The sequence below is a fragment of the Streptomyces sp. R21 genome (genome assembly GCF_041051975.1).
Taxonomy (GTDB): domain Bacteria; phylum Actinomycetota; class Actinomycetes; order Streptomycetales; family Streptomycetaceae; genus Streptomyces.
On sequence record NZ_CP163435.1, the window covers coordinates 587,995 to 614,926 of the forward strand.

The window sequence follows — 26,932 nt, forward strand, 5'->3', positions numbered from 1 at the left end:
CGCCGCAGCACCGCTGATCGGCCGGACTTCAGGCGCGCGCCGCGGATGCGCCTCACCTCCCGCGCGCCGCCGTCCATGACGGAGATCGGCGTTGTCAGTGGTCGCCACTATGTTCAGTCGTGTCCCGCCGCTGTGGTGTGGAAGCCCTTCTGGTGCATGGGAGATGGTGCGTTGTCGGATTGGGAGAGGTCGAGTGCGGCGCGGGTGATACCGCCCGCGCGGCCGCGCAAGCTGGGCAAGGTTCCGTTCGTCGAACTGGCCGACGGGCGCCTGCAGGGAGTGGTGTCCAGCGGGTCGGACATCGAGCGGGTGTATGTGTCGTCGATCGCGGCGGCTACGTACGCGTTCGCTTGCAGCACCAACAACAACCGCCCCTGCGGCGGCGCGCGCGGCGGGTTCTGCAATCACATCCGGGCCCTGATCAACGAGGCGGTGCTGCAGTACGGCGTCGAGCGCGTCGCCCGTTACCTGAGGGTCGAGGTCGTGGGCGACGAGTCGAACGCGGGGACCCTTACGGCCGAGATGCTCAACACCCGCCCGGCGCAGGCGGACGCCAAGGCCGCCGCGCCGGTCTTCAGCCGGTTCCTGCGCCACCTCGCCTACCTCGAACTCGCCCCCACCACCGCCCCGTTGCCGGAGATGCAGTGGTTTCCGACGAGAGCGGTGGCCATGGGGGTCCCTCCGCGCGAGCTCGATTCGAGCGTGGGGGAACGCATCGGCCTGCTCTCCCAAACCGTCGAGGGACTCGACGAGGCACTCGCTGCCGTCGACGCGTTCGACCAGGCCCTCGTCACCGGCCTGCTCCGTCCTCAGCCCGCCCAGGCCGCCGGGCTCGCCGCGTTCGCCCACGCCGTCACCGGGACGCCGCTGGCCGCCAAGGTCACGGAGGCGGCCGAGAAGGCGGCGGCCGGAGCCGCGCGTGAGGACCACTTCGTCGCCCTGGCCGCTGCCCGCACCGCACTCCTCGGCTCCGTCCACGACGCGCTGATCAGCCGCGTCGCAGAGGCGACCGGACGGTCTCTCGATCAGGCGCCGGGGCCGGGACGTGGCGGACAGCAGGCGGTGAACCTGCTTGTGGCCGCCCGCTCCTGGCTGTCCGATCTGGCGCGCTCGGGTTGGCAGGGCATCGACCATGACGTGGTCTCCGCATCGGCGCAGGTGGTCTCCGCGATGCTGCCGGATCCGGATCTGCGGCGTCTGGCGACGCTCCTGGACGGGTTCGCCGCCGAACTCGCGGCGTCCTGCCCGGGCGCGTCCCTGGAGCACATCCCGGCGCGCCGGTGGGCCGACCTGTGGTCGCGCGCGATGCTGCTGACGCTGCCCGGCGCAAGCGACGCGTCCGCGGTCGGAACGGCCACCGGTCGCCTGCTGCCCCTCGGTGTCGACCTGCACGAGCACGCGACCGCCGCGCAGGCCCAGGTCCACGCGGTGTTCGAGCCCGCCGACGGCACCACGCCCCGCCTGGTGCGTGCGAGTGTCTCCGCGCCGAAGCCGGACACGGTCGTCGGAGCCGGAGTCTGGCAGCTGCTGCGCCCGCACATGTCGCTGCTGACGGCCGTCGGCGAAGGCCGCGCGATGGATCTCACGGACATGCCGATCACCGCGGAGGGCGACCTGATCTGGAGCGACGGGCAAGCCCGCACCGGCGAAGCGGCCGACGCCTTCACCACCGCCCGAGTCGTCCTGCCCACCGCCACCGCCTCGGCGACCGCGCCCCTGGACCGGCACCCCGCGCGCATCGCCGTACCGGTGTTCCTGGAGAGCTACGCCTCCCGAGGAGACGACGACGCCCTGACGTTCAGCATCGCCGGACACCACCTGTCCGTCGACGCCGACCGCATTCCGGCCGCCGGACCGCTCACGTCCCAGGCCGTCGCGGCGTCGAGCACGTGCATCGGCCTGGTCCGCTGGGACGACGGGGCGTTCACCGTCCAGCCGCTCGCCGTGGAAACCACCGTACGGAAGAAGGCAGTCGCGATCCATGCCGGGGCGTGGGCCGGGGGCACTACGGACAAGGCCGGTGTCAAAGCCGAGAAGGCCGCCACGGACGCCGTGGCGGTGCTGCGCGAGCGTGCCGGAAGGCTGTTGCGGAAATGACCGATCCGACGACCGAAGAGAGTCCCGAGGCGGCCTCCCAGGACAACCGCCGTCAGGTCCTGTACTGGCGGCTCCTCGCCCGCCTCTTCGACCCCGAGGAGCAGGCGACGCTGGAATCGGCGAGCCTCGCCGTCGTCGAGGACATCGGCCTGCCGCCCGCGCTGCTGGACCCGGGGGCCTCCGTCGACTCGATCGTGCAGCGACACCCCGACCTGGCGGCCGAGTTCGACGGCCTGATGGTGCCCGAGCCCGCATCGGACGACGACGGCGACCGCGACGGCGGCCGGGACCGTGCCGCGGAGGTGCGGCGCGCGGCGCTCGTATCCAAGGTGCTGCTCAACGTCTTCGCCTCCGGCTCCGGCACGGTCAGCGCCGGGCAGTTGTCGCGCTGGCAGTCCGACGCGGGCTGGCTGGAGCGTGCGCTCGGCTGCAAGCCCGGGGAACTGCGCGGCGGTCGCGGTGCGGGAGGCGCCGGGGGCCGCGGAGTCAGTCCGACCGGCACCGGCGGCCGCGGTACGACACCCGACCTCAGCCGGCTGATCCCGGCGATCGGCCCGGAACTCGGCGCCATCGAGGCCGACCTCGTCAAGCGGATGCACCTGCGTGAAGTGCTCGCCGATCCCAAGCTGGCCGCGCAGCTGACCCCGAGCATGTCGCTGATCGAGCAGCTGCTGCGCGACAAGAACAACCTGTCCGGCGTGGCCCTGGCCAACGCCAAGGCCCTGATCCGGCGTTTCGTCGACGAGGTCGCCGAAGTGCTGCGCACCCAGGTGGAGAAGGCCACGGTCGGCGCCATCGACCGCTCGATCCCGCCCAAGCGGGTGTTCCGCAACCTGGACCTCGACCGCACGATCTGGAAGAACCTCACCAACTGGAGCCCCGAAGAGGAGCGGCTGTACGTCGACCGCCTCTACTACCGGCACACCGCCCGCAAGACGACGCCCCAGCGGCTCATCGTGGTCGTCGACCAGTCGGGCTCCATGGTCGACTCGATGGTCAACTGCACCATCCTGGCGTCGATCTTCGCCGGGCTCCCCAAGGTGGACGTCCACCTGATCGCGTACGACACCCAGGCGCTCGACCTCACACCGTGGGTGCACGACCCCTTCGAGACGCTGCTGCGCACGAACCTCGGCGGCGGCACCGACGGCACGGTCGCCATGACGCTGGCCCAGCCGAAGATCGCCGAGCCCCGCAACACCGTCGTGGTGTGGATCTCCGACTTCTACGAATGGCGGACCGAGCCGCTGTTCGAGAGCATGGCCGCCATTCACCGCTCGGGCGCCAAGTTCATCCCGGTCGGCTCGATCACCAGCTCCGGCCGCGGCAGCGTGAACCCCTGGTTCCGCGAGCGCTTCAAGGATCTCGGTACGCCGGTGCTCTCCGGACACATCCGCAAGCTCGTCCACGAGCTCAAGACGTTCCTCGCCTAGGACTTCACCGCTGCGATGTCGCGTCAGACATCGATTCAGACTCCTTTTCAGATGCTGCTCAGAAAGGCCCTGACATGTCCGAGCTGTTGCGCGCCCCCGCAGAGATCAAGTACGCCGAGGAGCTGGACTGGCTGGAGTCCGTCGACGACGGTCCCAAGCCGTTCTCGTGGCGTCTGTCGCCGAAGATGGTCCGCCTGTTCATCCTCGGGTCCGAGCGCTCCGACGGTCTCGACCGGGAGATCTCGCAGAAGTGGTTCGGCGACCGCAGCTTCGTCGAACGCTCCATCGTCACGCTCGCTTCCGACCGTGGCCTGCTGCTGATCGGTGACCCGGGAACCGGCAAGAGCTGGCTGGCCGAGCTGCTGTCCGCCGCGATCTCCCGCAACTCCACGCTGGTGGTGCAGGGCACGGCCGGCACCACCGAGGACCACATCAAGTACTCCTGGAACGTGTCCATGGTGATCGCCAAGGGCCAGTCGCGGGAGTCGATGATCCCCTCCCCGATCATGACCGCGATGGAGACCGGCGCGATCGGCCGCTTCGAAGAACTCACCCGCTCCACCAGCGATGTTCAGGACGCGCTGATCTCGATCCTGTCGGAGAAGTACATCTCCGTCCCGGAGCTGGACAGCGACAACATCGTCTTCGCCCAGCCCGGCTTCTCGGTCATCGCCACCGCCAACAGCCGCGACCGGGGCGTCAACGACCTGTCCTCCGCGCTCAAGCGCCGCTTCAACTTCGTCCGCATCCCGGTGGTGACGAACAAGAAGAGCGAGGCCGAGATCGTCCGCTTCCGCACCGAGGAACTGCTGCGCCGCCACCAGATCGAGCTGGACGTGCCACCGACGCTGCTCGACGTGCTGCTGCAGAGCTTCGCCGACCTGCGCGCCTCTGCCGCCGCCGCAGGCAGCGACGACGAGAAGCTGGAGTCCGCGCTGTCCACCGCCGAGCAGATCGGTGTGCTCGAGGACGCGATCCTGCACAGCAACTTCTTCGGCGAGCGCGCTCTGACCGCCCACACCCTCGCCTCCTCGCTCGTCGGATCGCTGGCGCGGCGCGAGCCGGAGGACCTGGCCATCCTCAACAAGTACCTGCACGGCGTCGTCGAGCCGCGCAGCAACGAAGAGGGCGGGTCCTGGCCGGAGTTCCTGGAGGGCGGTCGCGACGCGATCGCGACCCTCTCGTGAGCCCGGTCGTGCACGAGGAGTCGTCCTTCGCAGCGCTGCGCACGCAGTTGCAGGAGGCCGCCACGGCGTTCGCCGACGGGCCCGACGCGCTGGAGGGCATTCTTCTCGGCCTCGTCGACGACGTCGACCGCGCAGTACGTGAACCGCTGGAGATCTTCCCCGTCTGCCACCACTCCCCTGCCTCGGCGATCGCGATGGCACGGCGGCTGCGGGAGAAGCAGCCCAAGGTCGTCTATCTGGAGCTGTGCGAGGACATGGCGCCGCTCCTGTCCGAGCTGCGCAACTGCCGCCTCCCGGTCGCGGTGCAGGCGTTCGCGAGCGAGGTCGAGGGCTTCCCGGCCGAATGGGCGCCGTTGTCGGTGGTGGCGCCGATCACCGAGGCGTCGGCCGAGTACCAGGCGATCGCGTACGCGCTGGACACGCCGGGCGTCGAGCTGATCCTCGTGGACCGCTCCTCGGACCATGTGTTCCAGTGGGACGCGCGCGAGACAGCACCTGCCGATCCGGACGCGCCGCCGGCCGAGGAGGAGGCCGCGCTGCACGGGGACGCCGTCGGTGTGGAGATCGGCGACCTGCGGCCGCGCTTCGCCGAGCTGGAGGAGCACCTGCTGCACCACGGCCGGGTGCGTCACTGGTCGGAGTGGTGGCACCAGTACGTCGAACTGCCGCTCGGCGACAGCGATCACGACACCTACCGGCAGGTCATGCTCCTGATCGGCAGCCTCTTCCGGCGCCTGGCACCCGGCGATCCACACCGGGTGCGCGTGGACGAGGACCGCGAGCGGTACATGTGGACCAGGATGCGCGAACACCTCACCGCGTCCGGTACCGATCCCGCGGACTGCCTGTATGTCTGCGGCGCGTTCCACGCGGCCAGCCGGGTCGAGGAGTTCGGCGTCCACGGCACCGACACCTTCGAGATCAGTGCGCCCAGTGCGAGCAAGTGGCTGCACGGCCTGATCCCGTCCAGCCACGCGGCGATCGAGGCGCAGTTCGGCCTCGCCGCGGGCTCGGTGTCGATCGCCGCGACCCAGTGGGCGAAGAACGTCAGGCGCACGCGCGTGCAGCCGTTCCGGCTCGCGGGACAGGCGGGCGCGAAGAAGGCGACCAAACCGAGGAAGGCGGCAGCGCCAGCCGCCCTGGTGGCGACGGACTCCCCCTCGGACAAACTCACCGGATTCCTGCAACACCCTCCCGTCCTCGACCGGCTCGACGAGGCCGAACTGCTCGGCTGGTCCGTGGAGATCGTGCGCGCCGCGCGCCGCGCCGGGTACCTCGCCTCCACCGCCGACGCCATCGCCGTGTTCGAGACGTCGATCCTGCTGGCCGGAATGCGCGACCGGGCCAGGCCGACGCCGTACGACTTCCAGGACGCGGCGATCACCTGCATCGAGAAGGACTCCGTGCCGGGCCGGCGCGATGTGCGCCGTCTCGTGGAGATCATGATGGGCGGCGACCGGATCGGCCAGGTCGGCTACGACGCGCTGCCGCCGCTGGCGCGCGATGTGCACGACCGCCTCGCGCCGCTGAACCTGAAGCTCCAACAGCGTGGTGTGCAGCGGGCGTTGCTCGACATGGCCACCCAGCCGGAACTGGAGCGGTGCTCCGACGTCCTGTGGATGCTGCGTCATCTGATGCCGCAGGGCGCCGCGCGGCCGATCATGGGTGAGCGGCGGCTCGGCGAGCGACCCATCCAGGAATCGTGGGATCTCGCGCTGGGCACCCATCAGCGGGCACTCATCGAGCTGGGCTACGAGGGCGTCAGCATCGAGCAGGTCCTGGAGCAGCGGCTGCGGCGGGCGGCGTACGCTCCGCAGGCGACCGCGGCAACCGTCCTTCAGGCCGTCGAGGACGCAACGCTGTATCTGCGCAGCCGCCGCCTCGCCGACGAACTGGGCACGCGCGCCCTGGAAGTGCTGTCGAACGAGCGCAGTGTCGACGGTGCGCCGGAGGTCCTGCGCCGAGCGCGCCGGCTGTTGGCGTACTACCGGACCAGCGAGCCGGTGCTGCCGACGTGGATCGAGTCCTTCGTCAAGACCGGTTACGCGCACTACTGCACCCTGCTGCCGACGGCGTTCACCGACGAGGACGCGACCGTCAGGCAGGTCGCCGCGATGCTCGGCTTCCTGTTCAGCATGGAGCCGTTGGCGCTGTCGCTCGGCTGCGACCGGACCCAGCTGGAGCTGGCGTTCGCGCAGTCGCATCCGGAGGAACCCTCCAAGGTGGCGCTGCTGTGGGCGGCTCAGGTGCACCTCGGGCAGCTCTCGCGCGCGGACCTCGGATCGCGCTGCGACGAACTGCTGGGCAACCCCTTGGTGGTGCCCGCCTATCCGCGCTACCTCAGCGGATTCCTGCACGCGCTGGAACCGGTGCCGCAGCTGGCCGACTTCGTCGTGGAAGCGGTGTCCAACGCGTTCGCCCGGCTGCCGGATCCGGTGCTGCTGCCGTGGCTGCCCACCCTCATCACCACCCTGCGCTCCGGCGGCGCCGAGCTGGCCCCCCTCCTGATCCGCGAGGCCGGGCGGATCTTCCCCGGCCGGCTCGCGGCGCTGGACACCTGGGTGCCGCCGTGGCACGACCGGGCGGACACGGGAGCCGTACCGCCGACCCGCGACGCCGGTGCCGGGCGTGCCGGCGTGCTGCTCGCCGCCCATCCCGCGACCTGCGACGCGGTGGCGGAGCTGCTGGGCTGCGACGGAACGTGGGAGACGGCTGATCCCAACCCGTCGGGCGTGGCGCTTGTCGGTCGGCACCCGGACACGGCGGAGGCGCTGGGGGTGCTGTTGGCCGGGGCCTGACTCCGGCGCCCGCAGCTCATCCTGCATGGGGGCGTCCACCGGTTCGGGGGCGCCGCAACGGGGGCCGGGCCTGGCAGGCCCGGCCTCTTCCCGCGCAGCTACGACGACGCAGCCCGCGCAGAGATCAGCGCGCAGAGCACGGCAGCACCCTCCAGGAGAGCCATCGAGCGCGCTTCGATACTCGCGTCGCGGGCAGCCAGGCCGGACGTCACGTCGTCCCAGCGGCGTGCGCCGCGCAGTTGCGGCATCAGGGCCTGAAGCGCCGCGATCCGGTATCCGGCCAGGCGGAGTTGATGGACGATCCGCGCGTCCCGCACCTCGCCGGGCGCGTATCTGCGTGCTCCGCGGACTGGGCCTCGGCCGGGTGTCACCAGCCCCTCGGCCTCCCAGTGCCGCAAGGTCGAGGGGCGGACACCGAGCGCGTCCGCCAGTTCGGAGATGGTCATGGCATCGGACGGCCGGGCGTCGTCGATCGGCTCCAGGGCGATCGCCTGCACCGCCTCCCTGGCCAGTTCGAGGTCTCGTCGTTCCTTGTCGAGTCGGGCATGTGCGGCGTCGAGAAGCGCGAACAGGCCCGCGGCCGGGTGCGCGTGCGCCGCTCGGACGATGTTCTTGCCGTCGACCGGGCCGGTGCCGGCCGCCAGCGCGCGATAGGCCTGCGCGGAGCGCACGTGGGACTCGTCGTAGGTGCGGTAGCCGGTGGCGGTGCGCGCCGCCGGCGGCAGTACGCCGTCGCGCTCGAGGTTGCGCACCTGCTGCACGGAGCACCCGGCCCGCCGCGCGACATCGACGGTCCTGAGCCGGACCGAGTGGAGACTTTCCAATGGATTACCTCGCCTCTTCGGACCAGAGTCTCCACAAGCACTTCAATGGAACGCTGGAACACATGAGCATCGACGAGATCATCGAGTTCCTCAAGGTCCGTGAGGGAGTACTCACTCTCAGGCCCGCGCCCGGCGACGGTTCACCCGAGATCGCCTGGGGCGACGTGTTCTTCTACCTCGCACCGGACGGCACGGTCCCGAGCACCGCGCAGCCCTTCGCGACCATCGTGACCAAGGACTACCCCGACGACAGTGCCTCCCGGTTGTCCCGGCCCGGCGCCTTCCGCCTGAATGTCAACGCAGGCAAGGAAGCCTTCGTCCGATGGACGGGCCACGATGCCCGCGAAGGCACGGTGAGCGGCGTCGACCCGAGCACGCCCGACACCGTGATGGCGCATCCCGTGTACGGGAGCCTCGGGTGGCTGGCCGTGGTGAACCCGGGCACGCGGACCGAGGAGGCGATCCGCGGCCTGCTCCGTACGGCCCATGACCTGGCCCGCACGCGTCACAAGCGCCGCGACGCATCACGATCCCACTGAGGCGCGACCGCGGCACGGAATTCCGCACGCCTGTGCGGGAGGTGGCCTGTTACGGTCCCCCGGTGTACTCCCTCCGCGAACCCGCCCTGTTCACCCGCCTGCGCGACGCACAGCGCGTCCTGATCGCCGGTGCCGGCGGCGGCTTCGACATCTATGCCGGGCTTCCGTTGGCGCTGGCGCTGCGCGCCGAGGGCAAGGACGTCCACCTGGCCAACCTCTCGTTCGCCGATCTGGGCGGCCTGGATCTCGACGTATGGCTGGATCAGGACGTGGCCGCGGTCCGCCCCGACATCGCAGTGCGAGGTGACTATTTCCCCGAGCGCAGCCTGGCGCAGTGGCTCGAACTCCAGGGTCTGCCCTCGACCGTGTACGCCCTCAACCGCACCGGTGTGCAGCCGCTGCGTGCCGCGTACCGGGCGCTGTTGGACCACCTCGGCGGTGTCGACGCCGTGGTGTTGGTGGACGGCGGCACCGACATTCTCATGCGGGGCGACGAGCACGGTCTCGGCACTCCCGAGGAGGACATGGCCAGTCTTGCCGCGGTCAACGGGCTGGACGACGTCCCGCACCGGCTCGTGGCGTGTATCGGCTTCGGCGTGGACGCCTACCACGGGGTCAACCACGCGCTGGTGCTGGAGAACCTGGCGGCGCTGGAGCGGGACGGCGCCTATCTCGGCGCGTTCTCCCTCCCCCGCGACAGTCGCGAAGGCGCCCTCTATCTCGAAGCCGTCGCGCATGCGCAGGCGTCCACGCCGGAGTACCCGAGCATCGTCAACGGTTCCATAGCCGCCGCCGTGGGCGGTGACTTCGGTGACGTCCGGTTCACCGCGCGCACCAAGCGCAGTGAACTGTTCATCAACCCGCTGATGTCGTTGTACTTCTGCGTGGACGCCGTCGGTCTGGCCCAGCGCAACCTCTATCTTGACCGGCTGGAGCAGACCTACCTCACCCGTCAGATCAGCTCCGTCATCGAGGAGTTCCGTGACGAGCTGCCACGCCAGCGGCAGCCTCGCGCCTTTCCGCACTGAGCGCCCGCCGACGATTGAGCCGACCGTCATCCGGTCGGGCTCGATCGCCGGTGCGTCCGTGCCGTGCCGGTGGGCGGAGCGGCCCGGGCGCAGGGGCCACCAGGTGCCGCGGCCAAGGACTACGGTCAGTGCGGGCACCAAGGCGATCGACAGGACGAACGCGGAGAGCAGGATGCCGAGTGCTGTCACGAAGCCGATCTGCTGGGCTGCGACGGAACATGGGAGATGGCCCGATCCGGTCCCGACAGGCAGGCCGGGGAGGACGTCCTGCGCGACGCCGGTTCCGAGGTGGTCGACGTCCCCGGACCCGGCGCCGCGCAGCCCCGCCGTATCGGCACCTTCATCGGGACGGGCGCACGGCCGGTATCAAGCCGTGTGCCAGTTGACGGTGCCGCCCTACCAGACGCCCTTGGAGCAGCCCCGCTCGCCGGTGTCGACGCGGATGATGCAGACGCGTGAGCCGGCGTTCGTGCCGTTCCAGTGCCAGCCGGTCTCCGCCGCCGTCCAGCTCTGGACGGAGTAGACGTCCGACACCCTCGTCCAGTCCTGCTGGACACTGCCGTCGGGGTTGTAGCGCTTGCGCTCCAGCCATGCCGTGCAGGTGGAGCCGTTGGCCGCGTCGAACTTGCCCTTGATGTCGGAGTTCGTGTCGTTGGTCTTGTTCTCGGTGTAGGCGTGGCAGTACGACAGGCTGACGCCGTTGGTGATCTGCACGGCGTAGTTGCCGACTTGCTGGACGACCGCGTTCGCCGAGGTGGCCGTCGCTCCGACGAGCAGCGCGGCGGTGGCGAGCGTGAACATGGTCCGCTTCTTCTTCAAGGTGGTCCCCCGTTGATCCGGGCCATGATCAGGCCCGTACAGGAGCGCATCGTGTCATCCGGTCACAGCAACGTCCATATGCGCGATAACACCTGGTCGCGGAGCCACGGATTCCGGCGATGCCGCTCGTAGACGGTCCGCCGGGGGTCGTACCGCTGGGGCAGGTTCGGCCCACGGCACGCCGGTGCGGGCCCGGAACGGTACCCCGTCAATCACTTCGCGGTGATCGGCTCACTGCCCACCGGGCTTGCCCCCTCACACGTAGGCGACGGCATCCTCCACGGGCACGCGGGGCAGCCGCGGGAACCACGGGTCGGCGCCGGGGTGACCGATGTTGACCACCAGCTGCGAGCGCCAGCTGGTGGCGGCGAAGAACTCCCCGTCCACGCCGGCCTTGTCGAAGCCCGCCATGGGACCGGCCGCGAGTCCCGCCGCGCGGACCGCGAGCAGGAAGACCCCGGTCTGCAGTGCCGAGTTGTAGGCGGCAAGGCTTACGCGCGCGTCGAGCTGGTCGGCGAACGCCGCTCGCAGCATGTGGCCACGGGCCGGGAAGACGGTCGGCATCTGCTCGTGGAAGTCGACGTCGTACGCCAGGATCGCCACGGCCGGAGCACTGAGCGTCTTGGCCCTGTTGCCCTCGTCGAGATGCCGGACGAGTCGCTCCTTGCCCTCGCGGGTGCGTACGAAGAGCACGCGCAGCGGCTGGCCGTTGGCGGCGCTCGGCGACCAGCGGGCGAGTTCCCAGATCATGGCGAGTTCGTCGTCGGCCACGGCCGCCTCGGCGAAGGTGTTCGCGGTGCGGGCCTCGGTGAACAGCGCCTTTCGCCCGGCGTCGTCGAGGACTTCGAGGGCCTGCGGTTCGCGGTCGGTCATGCTCATGGTGTCTCTCTCACGTCGGTGGTGCGGAGGGTGTGGTGCCGGGGCGGGGGTGACCGCCCCGGCACCACGCGGTGGGGACGGGGTGTGCGGAGCCGGGCGGGGCACAGGGACCCGGGGTTGTCATGTGGGCCTGTGGTCCCCGGCCGACTCATGTGTGGGGCGCTGACCGCTTGTTCCGCTCCGCGCCCAGGCGGGCGAACCATCGTGTTGCGGTGCAGGCGCGTGCCCGGACGGCGGATGCCGCAAGGCCGTGGGTGCCGGTGCTCCCTCAAGCACCGGCACCCCTCCACCCCTGCCCGAGGTGGCTTTGACGTCCCGCTGGACTGGGGTCAGGGGACGAGGATGAGGCGGATCGGGTCGCCGATCTTGTTCTCCAGGCGCCGGACGGCGTCGGCGGCGTCGGCGAGCGGGATGTGGTCGGTGATGGAGGGGGCCAGGTCGAGGCGGCCGGCCGCGGTCAGCCGCACCAGCTCGGCGACGGACTCGGGGGTGCCTCCGTAGTGCCCGCGGACCTGCTTGGACAGGTAGTTGAAGGTCAGGCCCTCGGTGACGGTGAGCGGCTGGGGTGTGATGCCGACCAGGATCAGGGAACCGTTCAGGCCGAGTACGGAGGCAGCCTGCTCGCGGACGGCGGGCACTCCGGCGCAGTCGAAGGCGAAGTCCAGGCCCCGTCCGCCGGTGGCCGCGCGGATCTGGTCGGCGAAGTCGTCGGCGGCCGGGTCCAGAGCGTAGTCCGCGCCGAAGGCGAGGGCGCGCTGCCGGGCACTGGGCAGCGGGTCGACGGCGATGATCGGCGCGGCACCGGCCAGGCGGGCGACGCGGACGTTGTGCGCGCCGACACCGCCCACGCCCCAGACGCCCACGGACTGGGCGGGACGGACACCTGCGGTGGTGACGACGGCGGCGTAGGGGGTGGAGACCGCGTCCGGGATGATCGCGGCCTGGTCGAAGGGAAGGTGGTCGGGGATGGGGATGAGGGTGTCCTCGCGGGCGAGGGTGAACTGGGCCCATCCGCCGTCGTAGTCGATGCCGGCGGTGCGCATCTGGGTGCAGGGGCGGCGGCGCGTGCAGCCGGCGCACTGGCCGCAGCTCTTGCCGGCCTCCAGGGTGACGCGGGTGCCGACGGTCAGGCCGCGCTTGAGGCCGGGGCCGAGGGTGTGGATCTCGCCGGAGACCTCGTGGCCGACGGTGATGATGTCGGAGGTGGCGAACAGCGGGACGAGGGAGCCGTCAAGGAGGTGGACGTCGGAGAGGCAGACGCCGGCGGCCTTGACCTCGATGAGGATTTCGCCCGGGCCGGGCACGGGGACGGGGACGTCCTCCACGACGAACTTCTTGCTGTCCAGGTGGAAGCGTCCGGCGAGCATGGTGTCCATGGTGATCTGCTTTCTGTGAGCGGCGCCGTCCGGCGGTTCGGGCCGGTGGGTGCCTGGGGCTGCACGGGTGGCGTGGGGGCCGGGAGGCGTACGGCCGAGGAGGGGCGTGCCGCACGCCTCCCGGGGTGCGGGGGTCAGGCGAAGACGTCCTGCTGGTAGCGCTCGTCCGCCTCCAGCTGGGCAAGCCACTGCTGGGCCGTCTCGTCGTCGCCGCCGGTGTGCTCGCGGTAGACGGCGGCGAGGGCCTCGCGTACGGCGGGTGCCATGCGTCGGCCGTCACCGCAGACGTAGATGTACGCGCCGTCCTCGATGGCCTGCCACACCGTGTCGGCGGCGCCTGCGAGGGCGTTCTGCACGAAGCGGGCCGGGTGGCCGGTCACTGCGGAGAAGGCGGTGTGCACCTGGGCGATGCCGGACAGCTCCCACATCTCCATCTCGTCCCGGTAGAAGTAGTCGTGCTCCGGGTGCCGGCAGCCGACGAAGACCTGCGACAGGCCCACCCGCGTGCCGTCCGCGTGCTGCGCGGCGCGCTCCTCCAGGAAGCCGCGCAGCGGTGCGATGCCGGTGCCGGGGCCGATGAGGATCAGCGGAGTGGCGGGGTCGGCCGGCGGGGCGAAGGTCGGGGAGGGCACCCGGACGTAGCCGTATACGACATCGCCGGGCGCAAGGCCTGCCATATAGGAGGAGCAGGTGCCGCGGTACTGGCCGTCGCCGGACAGCGCCGGCCCTTCCAGCAGGCCCACGGTCAGGCGCACATGGCGCGGATTGGCCGACGGGGCCGAGGAGATGGAGTAGAAGCGGGGACGGATCGGCCCCGTCATCTCCAGGAAGACCGCCAGCGGCAGCTCGATCGCGGGGAAGCGCTCCAGGAGGCCCAGCACCGAGATCCGCTTGCCCAGGATCTCCTGCTGGTACCGCTCCTCGGCTTCGGCGGTGTCGGCCGTGTAGGCCTGCAACTGCGGCCGGGTCCAGGGGCACTGGGTGTGTTCGGCCAGGGTCTGGATCTGGGAGCGGGTGGCGATGTCCTGCAGTTCCAGGAACTCGGTGAGCAGCAGGCCGGCGGTGACGGGCGTGGCCACCGGAAGGTGCGTACGGCCGCCGGAGGGCTGGTCGAGGCGGAGCACCTGGTCGCGGTCGACGCCGAGCCGGGCCAGGGTGCGGTCGACCAGGGCGGGCTCGTTCTTGGCGAAGACGGCCAGGTGGTTGCCGGTGTCGTAGGTGACGCCCTCCGGCAGTTCGATGGTGAGGGACTTCGCGGACGGGCGCGGCGGCTCGATGTCGAAGTCCCACAGCCCGGTCGCGTCGGCCACGAGTTCCTCGTTGGCCACCACGGTCAGCGGGTAGGCCTGCTCGGACACGATCGCCGGGCGTACGTCGGCCTCGGTCAGCAGCTGGACCTGGTAGCGCGGGCCGCTCGCACCGGAGGTGTCGGCCGCGTACTCCTCGGCGAGGGTGGACCACAGGGTGTCCGTCCAGCGGGTGGCCATGCCGTCGAAGTCACCGGCCGCGTCGGCGATGCCGCGCTCGATGACGGGGGTGGCGCCGGCGGCCAGCAGGCCTTCCTCGATCCGCTTGGGGAAGGCCTGGTAGGTCGCCACCCACTGGGTGTTGCCGGCGCCCAGCAGCGCGAACCGCACGTTGGACAGCGACCCCTTGGGCAGTCCTGCGGCGAGCAGGTCGTCGAAGCGCTGGGCGTTGTCGGGGGCCTTGCCGTTGTAGCTGGCGGCGACGACGACGAGCAGGCCCTCCGTGGGCAGGTTGTCGCCCAGGTCGTCCAGGCTCACGAGCGTGGTGCCGAACCCGGAGCGCTCGCTGCGGTCGGCGACGGTGCGCGCCAGGTCCTCGCATGAGCCCAGGCTGGAGCCGTAGGCGACGGTGAGGTTCACCCCGACACCACTGACCGTGGCCTGCGCCTGCGTGTTGTCGCTCTGCGAGTCGGCGGCGCCGAAGACGGTGCGCTGGTGCTCCTGACGGGACCGCACAACCAGCTTGAAGTCGCCGGGCTTGCGCGTCAGCGCCTCCCGCACGTCCATCTTGTAGTCGGTCACGTCGGAGAACTTGAACTTCTGCAGCACCAGCGCGAGGGCCAGCCGGGCCTCGGTGAGCGCGAACTGCCGGCCGATGCAGGCGCGTACACCGTTGCCGAACGGCTTGTAGGCGTGCGGGTGGTGGTGGACCCGGTTCTCCGGCAGCCACCGGTCGATGTCGAACTCCTCCGGCCGCTCCCACGCCTTGGGGTGGGTGTGCAGCGGGCCCTCGAGGAGGTTGACCTGCGTTCCCTTCTTCAGCCGGTAGCGGCCGCCGATGACGGTGTCCTCCAGCGGGGACTTGCCGATCATCGGGATGGGAGCCCACAGGCGCAGGGTCTCCTCCAGGATGCGCGGGATCACGTCCATCTGCATGACCGTGTCGTAGTCCGGGACCGTGTCGCCCGGCAGCAGCCGGTCCACCTCGGCGTAGGCCTGGGCCAGCACATGCGGGTTGCGCATCAGTGAGTACGTGGCGAACGACAGCAGGCCGCTGGTGGTCTCGTGACCGGCGATCAGGAACGTCACGACCTGGTCGCGGACGTTGTCGTCGTCCAGCCGCTTGCCTGTCTCCGGGTCGGTGGCCTCCAGCATCAGACCCAGCAGGTCGTCCTCACCGGTGCCCTTCCCCTCACGGCGCTCCTTGATCACGCTCTCGACCAGGTCCCGCATCAGCTGGATGTTCTCGCGGTACTTCTTGTCGTCGGCCTTGCGCATCCTGGTCATCATCGGCAGCTCCTGCGAGCGCCGCAGCGACTCCACCAGCGCCTGCAGCAACCCCTTGAGGAAGGGGTGCAGATCCTCCTCGGCGAAGGAGTCGAACCGGTAGCCGAAGCCCGACAGGGCGATGGTGTCGAGGGTCAGCCGGGTGTAGTCGTCGGTGATGTTGACCGGCCGGCCCTCCCGGCTCTCCCACTTGCCCACCAGGTTCTGGGCGATCTCCAGCATCTGTCCGTAGTAGGCCTTCATGGCCCGCTGGCTGAAGGCCGGCAGGAGGATGCGGTGCGCCATCGCCCATTCCTCCTCGTGCTGGTGGGCCGTGAACAGGCCCGCGCCCGTGAAGTCCCGGACATGGGTCAGCGGCGTCTTCTCGATCTGCTTGTGGAACCGCGTCTCGTCGCAGACCTCGGCCACCAGGTCCGGGTCGTAGACGAAGACCTGCTCGACGCCGGCGATGTCCATGCCGTAGAGCCCCTCGGGGAACTGCTTGGACAGCTCGCCGAAGTACTCCACCGGGTTGGTGCTGGGGATCTGCGGTGTGTGGCCGAGGAAGGGGATCCCGCGCGGGGACCGAATGGGGCGAAGGTCGTTCGCGGAGTACGTGGTCATGGCTCGCTCCTTTGTGTGGAGGGGGATGGGCAAGGGCGCCGGTCGATGCCGCGCTGCACCACAGAAACATACGCCGTATGGAATTGGTACCATACAGCGTATGGAAAGTCGAACGACCGGTGCGGCGCAGGCGACTGTCACGATCGAGGACAGTTCCATACAATGTACGGAACTGGTACCATACGAGGTATGGAAAAGGTGAAGCGCCCCTCGCGGGGAACAAGGAAGAGAGACGTGCCTCTGACCGAGGCCGGGATCCACGCCGCCGCCCTGCGGCTCATCGACGCGGACGGGGTCGAGGCGCTTACCATGCGCAAACTCGCCACCGCGCTCGACGCGAACCCGATGTCGCTGTACCACCACGTGCCCAACAAAGAAGCCGTGCTGCACGGCGTGGCGAGAATGGTCGGCGCCGAGTTCCGCACCGTGACACTCGAGGACGCTCCCTGGCAGGAGCGCGTGCGCCTGCTCGCCACGGATTTCCGGGCGCTGGCGCACCGCCATCCCAGGCTCATGGCCTACTCGTTCGGCCAGCCCGACTTCATCCAGCCCGACGACCCCTTCTGGACCGCGCTCACGGCGATCGTGGGCGCTGCCGGGGTGCCACAGGCAGAGGTCCCGGAGATCGCCGCTCTGATGGTCGCCGTCGTCATCGGTGTCCTCACCGCCGAACTCAACGGCTCACTTCACCAGTGGTCCCATCTGAAGCCCCCCGGTCCTGCCGCCGATGAAGCCGGACCCAAGGACGCAGACCTCGCGGGCCCGGACGAGGACCGCATGTTCCGCCTGGCGCTGGACACACTGATCACGGGCCTGGACAGCCGACTTGCCGCCGAGCGTGACAGTCGGGGCGACGGCCGTTGACGCGAGCGGTAGGTGGCACCCGCTCATCGACTCGGCACCGCGCCGTGCGGGGCGAACCGACCGCGCCTGTCGAGGAGTTGCTCTCATACCGGGTGGCCGCAACCGCCTCAGCCGCCTTGACCTTGACGCGCGCGTCAGAGGTTAGCGTCTGCGCACCGACAGCCGGACCGGTCCGGCTGTCACAGCCCGCGCTCACCCGCGACCCCGCTCAGGAGCCCCGACATGGCCACTGTCCGGCCCTCCACGTCCCGCGAGATCCTGCTGGCCGAGCTGCCCGGTGGGCTGCCCGGGCTTGAGCACTTCACGATGGCGCAGAAGCCGGTCCCCGTCCCCGGTCCGGGACAAGTCGTCGTCCGGAACCGGTACTTCCTGGTGTTCCCCGGGCTGCGCACGCTGATCGGCGGCCAGGCCGACGGCGTACAGCTGCCCCGCATCCACGTCGGCGAGGCGCTGTTCGGTCCCGCGGTCGGTCAGGTCGTCGCGGCCTCGCCCGGCGGTCCGCTGCGCCCGGGGGACATGGTCACGCACATGCTCGGGTGGCGCGTGCACGCGCTGGTGCCGGCGGCCGACTGCACTCCGGTGGGCGATGCCCTGCCCGACCCGGTGGCCCACCTGTCGTCCGGGTCGGCCGCCTACGGTGCACTGACCCGGCTCGCCGAAGTCCGCCCCGGCGACACCGTGTTCGTCACGGGCGCGGCGGGAGCTGTGGGAACGCTGGCGGGACCCGCCGCGCGTCTACTGGGCGCCGGGAGGGTCATCGGGAGCACCCGTTCGCCGGAGAAGGCCGAGCGACTGCGGGCCGAACTGGGCTACGACGCGGTCGTGGTGCCGGGGTCTCGGTCGATCGACGAGCAACTGGCCTCGGCGGCGCCGGAAGGCATCGATGTGCTGGTGGACAGCGTGGGCGGTGACCAGCTGGCCGCGGCTGTGCGCGCCGCGCGCCGCGCGCCGGGGTGCCCGCTTCGCACTGGTCGGCGCACTGTCAGGGCAGTTGTCGCCGCGTCGGGACGGTGGCAGCGCACCCGCGGAGATCGATACCTTTCGGCTCGTCAACCAAGGCGTCTCACTGCACGGTTACAGCGGCGCGGACCATCCGGAGGTGCCGGAGGAGTGGACCCAGCGCTTCGGGAACTGGCTGCGCTCCGGCGAGATCGCCTTCCCGCATGTACGGATCCCGGGCGTGACTCCTCCCCGGCGTGAACGCGGGGGCTTTTCGCTATGCCGGTTGGGCTTCGCGACGGGCCAGCCCGGCCCGTAGAACGTTGAGGGCGCCCACGGTGTCCGCGTGCGCTTGGTGGCCGCATGAGACGCAGTGGAACTTCTCCTGGGTGGGCCGGTTCTCCGCTGCGACGTGCCCGCATGCGGGGCAGGTCCGGGAGGTGTTGCGGGGGTCCACAGCGATCACTTCCCGTCCGGCGCTCTCAGCCTTGGCGTGCAGGATCGTCAGGAACACCCCCCATCCGGCATCCGAGATCGACTGGTTGAGCCCGGCCTTCGCTGCGGCCCCGTTGGGCAGGAAGCCGCCCGGCTGGTCGGGGTCGGGCTGCGGCTTGGGGGCCTTGACCATGGTGCGGATCTTGAGGTCTTCGTGCGCGATGACGTCGTGCGCACGGACCAGGCCGAGGGCGGTTTTGTGTGCGTGATCGAGCCGTTGGCGCCGGACTTTGCGGTGCAGGTCGGCGACCTTCTCGACGGCACGGCGGTGGTGGGCGGTGCGCTGGTCGCGGCGCACCCGCGGGAACCGGGCGAGGGCCTGCTGCGCGGCTTCGAGCCTCGCAGCAGCCTTGCGTCCGTGACGCGGGTTGGGCACGAACTCGCCGTTTGAGTCGGCGAGGAAGTTGGCTATGCCCAGGTCGATGCCGATCACACTGCCGGTCGCGGGCAGCGGTTCGGGCTGCGGCTGCTCGGCGGTGAGGATGACGTACCAGCGCCTGCCCTCACGCTTGACCGACACGGTCTTGACCTTGCCGACCACCGGGCGGTGCTGGTGGACCTTGACGTACCCGACACCCTGGAAGCGGACACGGGTCACCGGGTCGTGCGGGGTGGAGTCCCAGCGGCAGCCGTCGCCGTCCTTGGGGAAGTCCACCGTGTCGAACCAGTTCACCCCACGAAAACGCGGATACCCCGGCTTGTCCCCGGTTTTGATCCGACGGAAGAACGCGGCGAACGCCTTGTCCAGACGGCGCAGCGTGGCCTGCTGCGAGGAGAAGGACCAGCGGCCCTGCCGCTCGGGATCGAAGCCGCGGATGTCCTTGAGCTGCGCCGACTGCATCCCGTACCTGATGCTCATCTTCGAGGCGTGCCGGTAGGCGTCGCGGCGTTCCTGCAACGCCCCGTTGTAGAGCGAGCAGTGATCGCGCAGCATCTCGCCGAGGGCCTGCACCTGGCGGACGGTGGGCCGCAAAAGGAACTTGTACGCACGGATCATCCAGCCCACCCCCCCGCCTCGTTCCATGTGTGATCAACCTAGCGGAGGCCACTGACAACGCAGTGAACTCCGGCGCTTCGCGCTTCCGGGCCGTGGATGCGTTTCCCTCCCCGGCTGAAGCCGGGGACACCCACGCAAGATCAGGGATGGAAGCTGCCGAGTGGGTGACGGCCGCCTTGGCCGGCATCGCAGGAGTGGTATCCCTCCTCGGCTACCTCTTCGATCAGGTGCCGCCGCTGTCACGGAAGGCGATCACGGCCGTCCGCGCCGTCCGCGAGGAAGTGAAACGCAAGTGACGTGAGGCCGCTGCACCGGGAACCGGTGCAGCGGCCTCACCGTTGAGCGCCTCCAGGCCACTTGCGCACCTCGATGTCAGATCAGTGACATCTGTTCGCCTTCGCCGGGCTTCTTCGGAGGTACGTGCTCAGGTGGGGCATCCGGCGCGTTGCGCTCCGCCTGCAGCCACCAGGCGAACTGGCAGTTCCGACAGGCCCGGCATCAGGGCGGGGTCCTCCCGCTGCTCACCTGCGCGGCTTCGAAGGCCAGGTGCGCGTTGCACGGTCGTGAAGGGCCCGGTCTCAAACAGGGTGCTTGTGCGGATCTCCCCCGCCTACAGCGTAGTTGTGGCGGTCCTTGACGCTCGCGGCGTCGTCGGTGCCGCCCCTTGGACGCGCGATGTCTGGTTCTGGCCGAACTGGGAGGATGACCGGTGCCGCGACGCGGCGGCCTTACAGTTGAAGCCAGGCATCCACCCGAGGGGAAGCGCGACTCGTGCACGACGCACCGATCTACGCCCAGCTGATCTCCGAACGCGGCGACATACCGCTTCAGGTACGCAACGAAGCCCGCCGCCTCCAGCGTGAACTCGACTGGGTCCTCAACTCGGACCCCTCGTCCGGGGGGCTCATGTCCAGGCCTCCCGCCGCTCCGGCTCCGAACTCCCCTCAACGGCAGCTCGGAGCCGGCACGCCCGACTGGTTCGCCTGACACGGCCCGGCAGGCCTCGACGGCCCTTCCGGGGCGGCCTTGGCGCCGCTGCCGCGCCCGTGCAGGCAAGCCCTGTCTGCTAGTCGAGGCCGACAGGCCCGTCGTCCGGCTTCTTCGCGTCGGTGCCCTTTTCCGCCTCGGGCGTCCGCAGATAGCCCTGCAGCTCGAGCAGGCCGCCGGTCTTCTCGGAGCGGCTGTCGGAGTTCTGACCGTCGAGGTTCTGCCGGACCGAGTCCAGGATCGTCAGGCCCTGGGCGACCAGTCCGGCCGCGATCTCACCGAGGCCGTCCGCGCCGTTCAGGACGTTGACGTTGGCGCCGGCGAGTCCGCCCGCGGCCTCCTTCACGATCAGCGGCAGCTGATCGATCAGCATCCGGTCGAGGGCGACGCGGTCGTACGACGCCGCCGCCTCGGCCTGGATCTTCATCCGCTCCGCCTCGGCGATGGCCAGCAGCTTGATGCGCTCGGCCTCGGCCTCGGCGGGCTTCACGATCTCGGCCACCAGCTCCTGCTGGCGCAGTTTGGCCGCCCGCTGGGCCAACTCGGTCTGGGCCGCGAGCACTTCCTGCTGGGCGTGCGCCTGCGCCAGCGGTCCCGCCTGGGCGGCCTGCGCCTGCGCGCGGTCCACCTCGGCCGAGTACTCCGCCTTCACGATCGCGGTCTGCCGCGCGTATTCGGCCTGGTTGCGCGCCGCCACCTGCTCGGCCTCGACCGACGCCTGGGTGGCCTGGGCCTGCGCGATCTGGGCCTGCCGCTGAATGGCCGCCTTGTGCGGTGCGGACATGGCCTCGATGTAGCCGACCTCGCCGTCGTCGATCGACTGGATCTGCAGCGAGTCGACGATCAGGCCGATCTTCGCCATCTCGACCTTCGAGGTGTCCAGGACCTCCGCGGCGAGCTTCTGCCGCTCGGTGACGATCTCCTCGACGGTCATCGAACCGATGATGGCGCGCAGGTGGCCGGCGAAGATCCGGCCGGTCAGCACGGACATCTGGTCCTGGTCGGAGAGGAACCGCTGTCCGGCGTTGATGATGCTCTCGGTGTCGTTGCCGACCTTGAACGCGATCACGGCACGAACATGCAGTGCGATGCCCTGCTTGGTGACGCAGGTCTCCGTCACCTCGGCCTCGCACATCGACAGGGTGAGAAAGCGGGTCTTGCGGAAGACCGGGAGCACGAACTTTCCGTGCCCCGTCACCACTCGGAACGGCGCGCCCCCCAGTCCCCGCCTGCCTCCCGAGATCAGCATCGCCTCATCGGGGGCGGGAACGCGGTAACCGAACATTGTTCTACTCCTTAGCCGGCGTCGGCGTCGCCGCCAAACGCCTCCAACGGATCGGCCCATGCCATGACCTCGACTTCGCGAGGTCCTCGGGACTCGATCACGAGCACGGTAGCCCCCCTCGGCAGGGGCTCTTGCGACCAGGCGAGGAAGGTCTCGGATCCGCCTCGGACCCGCACCAGGATCTCGCCGGGGCCGGCCGAGCCGCGCGTGCCGATGAGAAGCTCCCCCGTGCAACCGATCACGGCCCAGTCCTGCACCATTACCGGCCGCCTCCCATCACTCTGTTTCCTGAATTCCGACCTTAGTCCCACGCAGGCCGGAGGCCTACTCTCAGGTAGCCCCCACCGGACAGGACGCGACGCGTGCAGGGACCGTTCCAGTTCAATCGGTACGGGCCAGAGTGCTCCTACGCCGCCACGGCCGCCCGCTCCCGGGCGGCCCGCACCGCGGCGGACAGGCTGGCGATGTCGTAGGCGCCGTGGTGCCTGCGCCCGTTGACGAAGAAGCTCGGGGTTCCCGCCACGCTGCTGAGGTCCGCCGACTCGACGTCCTCGGCGACACGCGCCGCACCCGCGTGAGCCCGCATGTCCCGCTCGAACCGCTCCGCGTCCAGCCCGAGGTCCGCGGCGTATCCCCGCAGATGATCAACGCGCAGTGCGCCCTGGTGGCCCATGAGCAGGTCGTGCATCTCCCAGTAGCGCCCCTGCAAGGCCGCCGCTTCGGCCGCCTCGGCGGCGAACTGGGCGTGCACATGGACGTCGTGCAGCGGGAGATGCCGCCATACGTAGCGCACGTCCCCGAAGTCGCCCAGAAGCTCGCGGACGACGGACTCCGCCTGGCCGCAGTAGGGGCACTCGTAGTCGCCGTACTCCACGACGGTGACCGCCGCGTGCCGTGGTCCTCGTACGTGATCCCGGTCGGGATCGACGGGGACGGCCAGGTCGACGATCGTCTCCGCCTTGCCGAGCAGCGCCCGCAGTCGCATGCTGCGCGGCAGCGTCCGAATGCCGACGGTGACGAGCCAGCTGACGGCGAAGGAGCAGAGCACGGCGCTCAGAATGCCGATCTTCGCGTCGTCGAGCCGGGCGCCGTCGAAGGCGAGCGTGGCGATGAGCAGCGAGACCGTGAAGCCGACTCCGGCGAGGGTTCCTCCCGTGGTGACGGCTCCCCAGCCGACCGGGATCCGGATCCGGCCGCGGCTGACCGCGGTGGCCAGCAGCGAGCCCCCGACGACACCGAGCGGTTTGCCGACGACGTAGCCGAGGAGGATGCCCAGAGTGATGGGCGAGGTGAACGCCCGTGCCAGCTGATCGGCGCTGACCGGGATCCCGGCGTTGGCCAGCGCGAAGAGCGGTACGACGACGTAGCCGGCCCAGGGGTGGAACATGCGCTGGAGCCGCTCGTTCGGGGAGATGGTCGAGGCGAGCCCGGCGCGCACGGAACGCTCCAGCTCGGGTGTGGGCTGCTCGCGGAACAGCCGGAACAGCCCGCTCGCGCGTTCCAGGTCGGAGCGCGCCGCCGGATACGCGTACGTCAGCATGCCCATGGCGAGCCCGATGACCACGGGGTCCACTCCCGATTCGAGCAGGGCGACCCACGAAACGAGCGCCAGCACCCCGTAGACGGCACCTCGGCGCACTTCGAGCCGCCGCACGAGCAGGATGACGGCGAAGGTGCCGAGGGCGACGAGGAGCGCCGGCACGGTGATGTCGTCGCTGTAGGCGACGGCGATGACGCCGAGGGCGAGGAAGTCGTCGACCACGGTGATGGTCAGGATGAAGACCCGCAGTCCGGCCGGCATACGGCGTCCGACGACGGCCAGCATGCCCAGCGCGAAGGCGGTGTCGGTGGACATCGCCGCGCCCCAGCCGTGCACCGTTCCGTGGCCGGCGTTGATCGCGAGATAGATGCCGATCGGTACGAGCATGCCGCTGACGCCCGCCGCGAGGGGCAGGGCGAGCCGCTTCCGGTCGCGCAGCTCCCCCATGTCGAACTCGCGCCGCGCCTCCAGGCCGATGACGAAGAAGAACAGGGTCATCAGACCGCTGTTCACCCACTCGCGCAGGTGCAGCGATACGCCGTGGGAGCCGACCTCGACGGACAGGTGCGTGTGCCAGAACGACTCGTAGGCCGAGGGCGCCGCGTTGGCCCACACGAGCGCGGCGAGCGTCGCCGTCACCAGGACGGCGGCGCTTCCGGTCTCGGTCCGCAGGAAGTCGCGCAGCGGCGAATGCGCGCCGGTGCCGCACGCGGTCTGGCCCGTGTAGTCGCCGGTGGCGTCGGTGGCCTCGTAGGACATCGTCAGGCGCTCACTCGACTCGGGACGACATCAGCGCACGGCTCGACCGCGCCGTCGCTGTGGCGCCCGGCCAAGGGCTTCTCCCAGTCGGTCAGCGGCTGCGTCAGGACGGTGCTCACTCTCCACCTCGCGTCGTGGCTCAAAGTGTCGGACGTTCACAGCGTCCACGCCACTCGAAGGCCGGCGCCGCCGACATCCGAAGGCATCGGCTGCTCTCGCGGCAACACCACCCGCATGATCTTTCATTCCGTGCACACGCATCCCACGCTGACCACGGGTGCTGCGGGCAAAAGCGGTCGGCGCCGGGGAAACCGGTGACCGGAGGAGAAACCACGTACCAACGCCCCGTCCGCGACGCCTGCTTGACGCACAGTCAGCCCTGGTCCCGGATCAGAGGGACGTCACCCAGGCCGCCGTGTCGTCGGGGTGGCGGAAGCGGTGTGTGTCGAGAGGCGCGAAGCGCGGGTCGGCGGCGCGTCGGCCCACTTCGCGGCGGCGGGCCCCGTGTTGGGACCAGGCCCACCACACCGGGTGTTCCCGGCTCAGCCAGCCCCGCCAGGTTTCCCGGTTGCCGCCGAAGATGACCTCGCGGGTGACGGTGCGCCGCAGCGACCGGCGCAGCACCCGGGGCATCACGACGCGCTTGGGATAGTCCAGCCAGATCACGGTGTCGGCCCGCTCCCACAGCAGGTCACGGACTTCCGGATAGCCCACCGAGTCGATGACCCAGCGGGGTTCGGCGACCAGCCGCGACACGTCCTCGGTCAGCCTGTCGTTCACGGCCCAGTCGGGCCCGTTGAAGTAGAGCGCGTCCATCTCGTGGTAGGTCAGACCGAGACGACCGCTCAGCGTCCGGGCGAGCGTGGACTTGCCCGCGCCGGTGACGCCCACCACCAAGATCCGTTCCATACTTGATCTTACGTGGGTGTCCCCGGCTTTGGCCGGGGAGGGAAAGAAATCCTTGCCACGGAGGCGCGAAGCACCGTGGGTCTCGTCGCCCTCGTGGTGATGGTCAGGCGGGCTGCTTCTGGACCTCGATGTATTGGCGGATCACGGTCAGTGGCGCTCCGACGCAGGATCCCGCGAAGTAGGAACGGGACCAGAACACCGGCCCCATGCCGATGCGGTTGAGCCGGCCGGTGTACTCGGCCCGCAGGTATCGGGAGCTGACGCCCTTGAGGGAGTTGAGCAGCTTCGACAGGGCGACCTCCGGCGGGTAGTGCACCGGCAGGTTCACGTGATCGGTTTCGCCGTTGAACTCGCGCAGCTCCACCTCAAAGCCGACGCACACCTCACGCATGATCACTTCGCACCGCATGAGCATGTCGTCGTCGAAGACGTCCTGCCGGAACGTGGTGACAAACGCCAAGTGTGCGTGGAGGTCGTGGGCGACATGACGCCCAGTGCGGACATCGGGATCGGGTTCCGAGCGGGGTGACGTACGCCGAATGTAGTCTGAGCAAGCGGACCGGTCTGGAAGGGGGTGGGCCGGATGATGCGTGCGTACAAGTTCCTTTTGCGGCCCACCGTCCGCCAGGTGCAGGCCCTCGGCGAGATGCTGGCCGATCACTGCTCGCTCTACAACGGGGCGTTGCAGGAACGCCGCGACGCCTACCGGCACGCCTCGAAGATGAGCATCAAGTACGGGATGCAGTCGGCGCAGCTCAAGGACATCCGCGGCTTCGATCCCGAGCGGCAGGGCCGCTGGTCCTTCTCCTCGCAGCAGGCCACGCTGCGCCGGTTGGACAAGGCGTTCGCCGCGTTCTTCCGTCGGATCAAAACCGGGGACAAGCCGGGCTACCCCCGTTTCCGGGGCATCAACTGGTTCGACACCGTCGACTTCCCCAAGGACGGCGACGGCTGCCGTTGGGACTCCACCCCGCACGACCCCGTCACCCGCGTCCGTTTCCAGGGCGTCGGGCACGTCAAGGTCCACCAGCACCGGCCCGTGGCCGACAGGGTCAAAACCGTCAGCGTCAAGCGCGAGGGCAGGCGCTGGTATGTCGTGCTGACCGCTGAACAGGAGCAGCCGCAGCCGCTGCCTCCGACGGGCAGTGTGGTCGGCATTGACCTGGGCATAGCCAACTTCCTCGCCGACTCAAGCGGTGGGTTCGTGGCCCACCCGCGTCACGGGCGGAAGGCTGCCGCGAAGCTCGAAGCCGCGCAGCAGGCAGTGGCCCGGTTCCCGCGGGTGCGCCGCGACCAGCGCACCGCCCACCACCGCCGTGCCGTCGAGAAGGTCGCCGACCTGCACCGCAAAGTCCGGCGCCAACGGCTCGACCACGCACACAAAACCGCCCTCGGCTTGGTCCGTACGCACGACGTCATCGCGCACGAACACCTCAAGATCCGCAACATGGTCAAGGCCCCCCAGCCGCAGCCCGACCCCGACCGGCCGGGCGGCTTCCTGCCCAACGGGGCCGCAGCGAAGGCCGGGCTAAGACGCCGGATGGGGGTGTTCCTGACGATCCTGCACGTCAAGGCTGAGAGTGCCGGACGGGAAGTGATCGCTGTGGACCCCCGCAACACCTCCCGGACCTGCCCCGCCTGCGGGCACGTCGCAGCGGAGAACCGGCCCACCCAGGAGAAGTTCCACTGCGTCAGCTGCGGCCACCACACGCACGCGGACACCGTGGGCGCCCTGAACGTACTACGGGCCGGGCTGGCCCGTCGCGACGCCCCACCGGCATAGCGAAAAGCCCCCGCGTTCACGCGAGGGAGGAGTCACGG

The 26,932-nt window shown here is 70.0% G+C and carries 21 protein-coding genes and 1 pseudogene; 11 read left to right on the forward strand and 11 right to left on the reverse strand.

Annotated elements, in window-relative coordinates:
- Positions 1–669 precede the first annotated feature (669 nt).
- The 4 genes from AB5J56_RS02845 to AB5J56_RS02860 all read left to right on the forward strand — a co-directional run bounded on the left by AB5J56_RS02845 (position 670) and on the right by AB5J56_RS02860 (position 7,515).
- Positions 670–2,097, forward strand: coding sequence for a hypothetical protein (locus AB5J56_RS02845; protein ID WP_369242327.1), 1,428 nt, complete (start codon positions 670–672; stop codon positions 2,095–2,097).
- Positions 2,094–3,530: a VWA domain-containing protein gene (locus tag AB5J56_RS02850; RefSeq protein ID WP_369229661.1), complete on the forward strand. Its 1,437-nt coding sequence runs from the start codon at positions 2,094–2,096 to the stop codon at positions 3,528–3,530. Before AB5J56_RS02845 ends, AB5J56_RS02850 begins: the two co-directional genes overlap by 4 nt.
- Positions 3,531–3,604: 74 nt before the next feature.
- Complete coding sequence (locus tag AB5J56_RS02855) at positions 3,605–4,717, forward strand: AAA family ATPase (RefSeq protein WP_369229663.1); 1,113 nt, start codon at positions 3,605–3,607, stop codon at positions 4,715–4,717.
- The gene (locus AB5J56_RS02860) at positions 4,714–7,515 is read left to right on the forward strand and encodes a hypothetical protein (RefSeq protein ID WP_369229665.1); all 2,802 of its coding nucleotides are present in this window, start codon (positions 4,714–4,716) and stop codon (positions 7,513–7,515) included. Before AB5J56_RS02855 ends, AB5J56_RS02860 begins: the two co-directional genes overlap by 4 nt.
- Positions 7,516–7,613: 98 nt before the next feature.
- Here the strand turns inward: AB5J56_RS02860 and AB5J56_RS02865 are convergent, their stop codons facing one another.
- Entirely contained in the window at positions 7,614–8,339 is a 726-nt protein-coding gene (locus AB5J56_RS02865) for a MerR family transcriptional regulator (RefSeq protein ID WP_369229667.1), read from the reverse strand.
- 62 nt (positions 8,340–8,401) lie between these two features.
- On the opposite strand from AB5J56_RS02865, the gene AB5J56_RS02870 reads away from it, so the two are divergent.
- Both AB5J56_RS02870 and AB5J56_RS02875 read left to right on the forward strand, forming a co-directional pair.
- On the forward strand, positions 8,402–8,878 hold the full coding sequence (locus AB5J56_RS02870) for a DUF6194 family protein (RefSeq protein WP_369229669.1): 477 nt from the start codon (positions 8,402–8,404) through the stop codon (positions 8,876–8,878).
- A gap of 62 nt (positions 8,879–8,940) precedes the next feature.
- Positions 8,941–9,906 (forward strand): DUF1152 domain-containing protein, encoded by a 966-nt coding sequence (locus AB5J56_RS02875; RefSeq protein WP_369229671.1) that lies wholly within the window; start codon positions 8,941–8,943, stop codon positions 9,904–9,906.
- 396 nt (positions 9,907–10,302) lie between these two features.
- Here AB5J56_RS02875 and AB5J56_RS02880 read toward each other — a convergent pair whose 3' ends face one another.
- The 4 genes from AB5J56_RS02880 to AB5J56_RS02895 all read right to left on the reverse strand — a co-directional run bounded on the left by AB5J56_RS02880 (position 10,303) and on the right by AB5J56_RS02895 (position 16,336).
- Positions 10,303–10,707: a hypothetical protein gene (locus AB5J56_RS02880; RefSeq protein WP_369229673.1), complete on the reverse strand. Its 405-nt coding sequence runs from the start codon at positions 10,705–10,707 to the stop codon at positions 10,303–10,305.
- 273 nt (positions 10,708–10,980) lie between these two features.
- Complete coding sequence (locus AB5J56_RS02885; protein WP_369229675.1) at positions 10,981–11,604, reverse strand: malonic semialdehyde reductase; 624 nt, start codon at positions 11,602–11,604, stop codon at positions 10,981–10,983.
- 329 nt (positions 11,605–11,933) lie between these two features.
- Positions 11,934–12,980: a zinc-binding dehydrogenase gene (locus tag AB5J56_RS02890; RefSeq protein WP_369229677.1), complete on the reverse strand. Its 1,047-nt coding sequence runs from the start codon at positions 12,978–12,980 to the stop codon at positions 11,934–11,936.
- Between the two features lie 134 nt (positions 12,981–13,114).
- Positions 13,115–16,336 carry a bifunctional cytochrome P450/NADPH--P450 reductase gene (locus AB5J56_RS02895; protein ID WP_369229679.1) on the reverse strand — a complete coding sequence of 1,074 codons (3,222 nt, stop codon included), beginning with the start codon at positions 16,334–16,336 and terminating at the stop codon, positions 13,115–13,117.
- A gap of 234 nt (positions 16,337–16,570) precedes the next feature.
- Between AB5J56_RS02895 and AB5J56_RS02900 the strand changes: the two genes are divergently transcribed.
- Together AB5J56_RS02900 and AB5J56_RS02905 are read left to right on the forward strand one after the other, a co-directional pair.
- The gene (locus AB5J56_RS02900) at positions 16,571–17,200 is read left to right on the forward strand and encodes a TetR/AcrR family transcriptional regulator (RefSeq protein ID WP_369229681.1); all 630 of its coding nucleotides are present in this window, start codon (positions 16,571–16,573) and stop codon (positions 17,198–17,200) included.
- Positions 17,201–17,422: 222 nt separating this feature from the next.
- Positions 17,423–18,383, forward strand: a pseudogene (locus AB5J56_RS02905) (NADP-dependent oxidoreductase); the annotation flags it as partial.
- 33 nt (positions 18,384–18,416) lie between these two features.
- On the opposite strand, the gene AB5J56_RS02910 reads toward AB5J56_RS02905, so the two are convergent.
- On the reverse strand, positions 18,417–19,631 hold the full coding sequence (locus tag AB5J56_RS02910) for an RNA-guided endonuclease InsQ/TnpB family protein (RefSeq protein ID WP_369229683.1): 1,215 nt from the start codon (positions 19,629–19,631) through the stop codon (positions 18,417–18,419).
- Between the two features lie 29 nt (positions 19,632–19,660).
- Between AB5J56_RS02910 and AB5J56_RS02915 the strand changes: the two genes are divergently transcribed.
- Together AB5J56_RS02915 and AB5J56_RS02920 are read left to right on the forward strand one after the other, a co-directional pair.
- A complete protein-coding gene (locus AB5J56_RS02915; protein ID WP_369229685.1) occupies positions 19,661–19,927 on the forward strand; it encodes a hypothetical protein in 267 nt (88 codons plus the stop codon).
- A 475-nt stretch (positions 19,928–20,402) separates the two neighbouring features.
- On the forward strand, positions 20,403–20,618 hold the full coding sequence (locus AB5J56_RS02920) for a hypothetical protein (protein WP_369229687.1): 216 nt from the start codon (positions 20,403–20,405) through the stop codon (positions 20,616–20,618).
- A 79-nt stretch (positions 20,619–20,697) separates the two neighbouring features.
- Here the strand turns inward: AB5J56_RS02920 and AB5J56_RS02925 are convergent, their stop codons facing one another.
- From AB5J56_RS02925 to tnpA, 5 genes are all read right to left on the reverse strand, one after another.
- Entirely contained in the window at positions 20,698–21,903 is a 1,206-nt protein-coding gene (locus AB5J56_RS02925; protein WP_369229689.1) for an SPFH domain-containing protein, read from the reverse strand.
- Between the two features lie 11 nt (positions 21,904–21,914).
- Entirely contained in the window at positions 21,915–22,163 is a 249-nt protein-coding gene (locus tag AB5J56_RS02930; RefSeq protein WP_369229691.1) for a hypothetical protein, read from the reverse strand.
- 146 nt (positions 22,164–22,309) lie between these two features.
- Positions 22,310–24,202: a Na+/H+ antiporter NhaA gene (nhaA, locus tag AB5J56_RS02935; protein ID WP_369229693.1), complete on the reverse strand. Its 1,893-nt coding sequence runs from the start codon at positions 24,200–24,202 to the stop codon at positions 22,310–22,312.
- A 390-nt stretch (positions 24,203–24,592) separates the two neighbouring features.
- Positions 24,593–25,111: an adenylate kinase gene (locus tag AB5J56_RS02940; RefSeq protein WP_369229695.1), complete on the reverse strand. Its 519-nt coding sequence runs from the start codon at positions 25,109–25,111 to the stop codon at positions 24,593–24,595.
- A 103-nt stretch (positions 25,112–25,214) separates the two neighbouring features.
- On the reverse strand, positions 25,215–25,652 hold the full coding sequence (gene tnpA / locus AB5J56_RS02945) for an IS200/IS605 family transposase (protein WP_369242329.1): 438 nt from the start codon (positions 25,650–25,652) through the stop codon (positions 25,215–25,217).
- Between the two features lie 42 nt (positions 25,653–25,694).
- Between tnpA and AB5J56_RS02950 the strand changes: the two genes are divergently transcribed.
- On the forward strand, positions 25,695–26,894 hold the full coding sequence (locus AB5J56_RS02950) for an RNA-guided endonuclease InsQ/TnpB family protein (protein WP_369229697.1): 1,200 nt from the start codon (positions 25,695–25,697) through the stop codon (positions 26,892–26,894).
- Positions 26,895–26,932 lie beyond the last annotated feature (38 nt).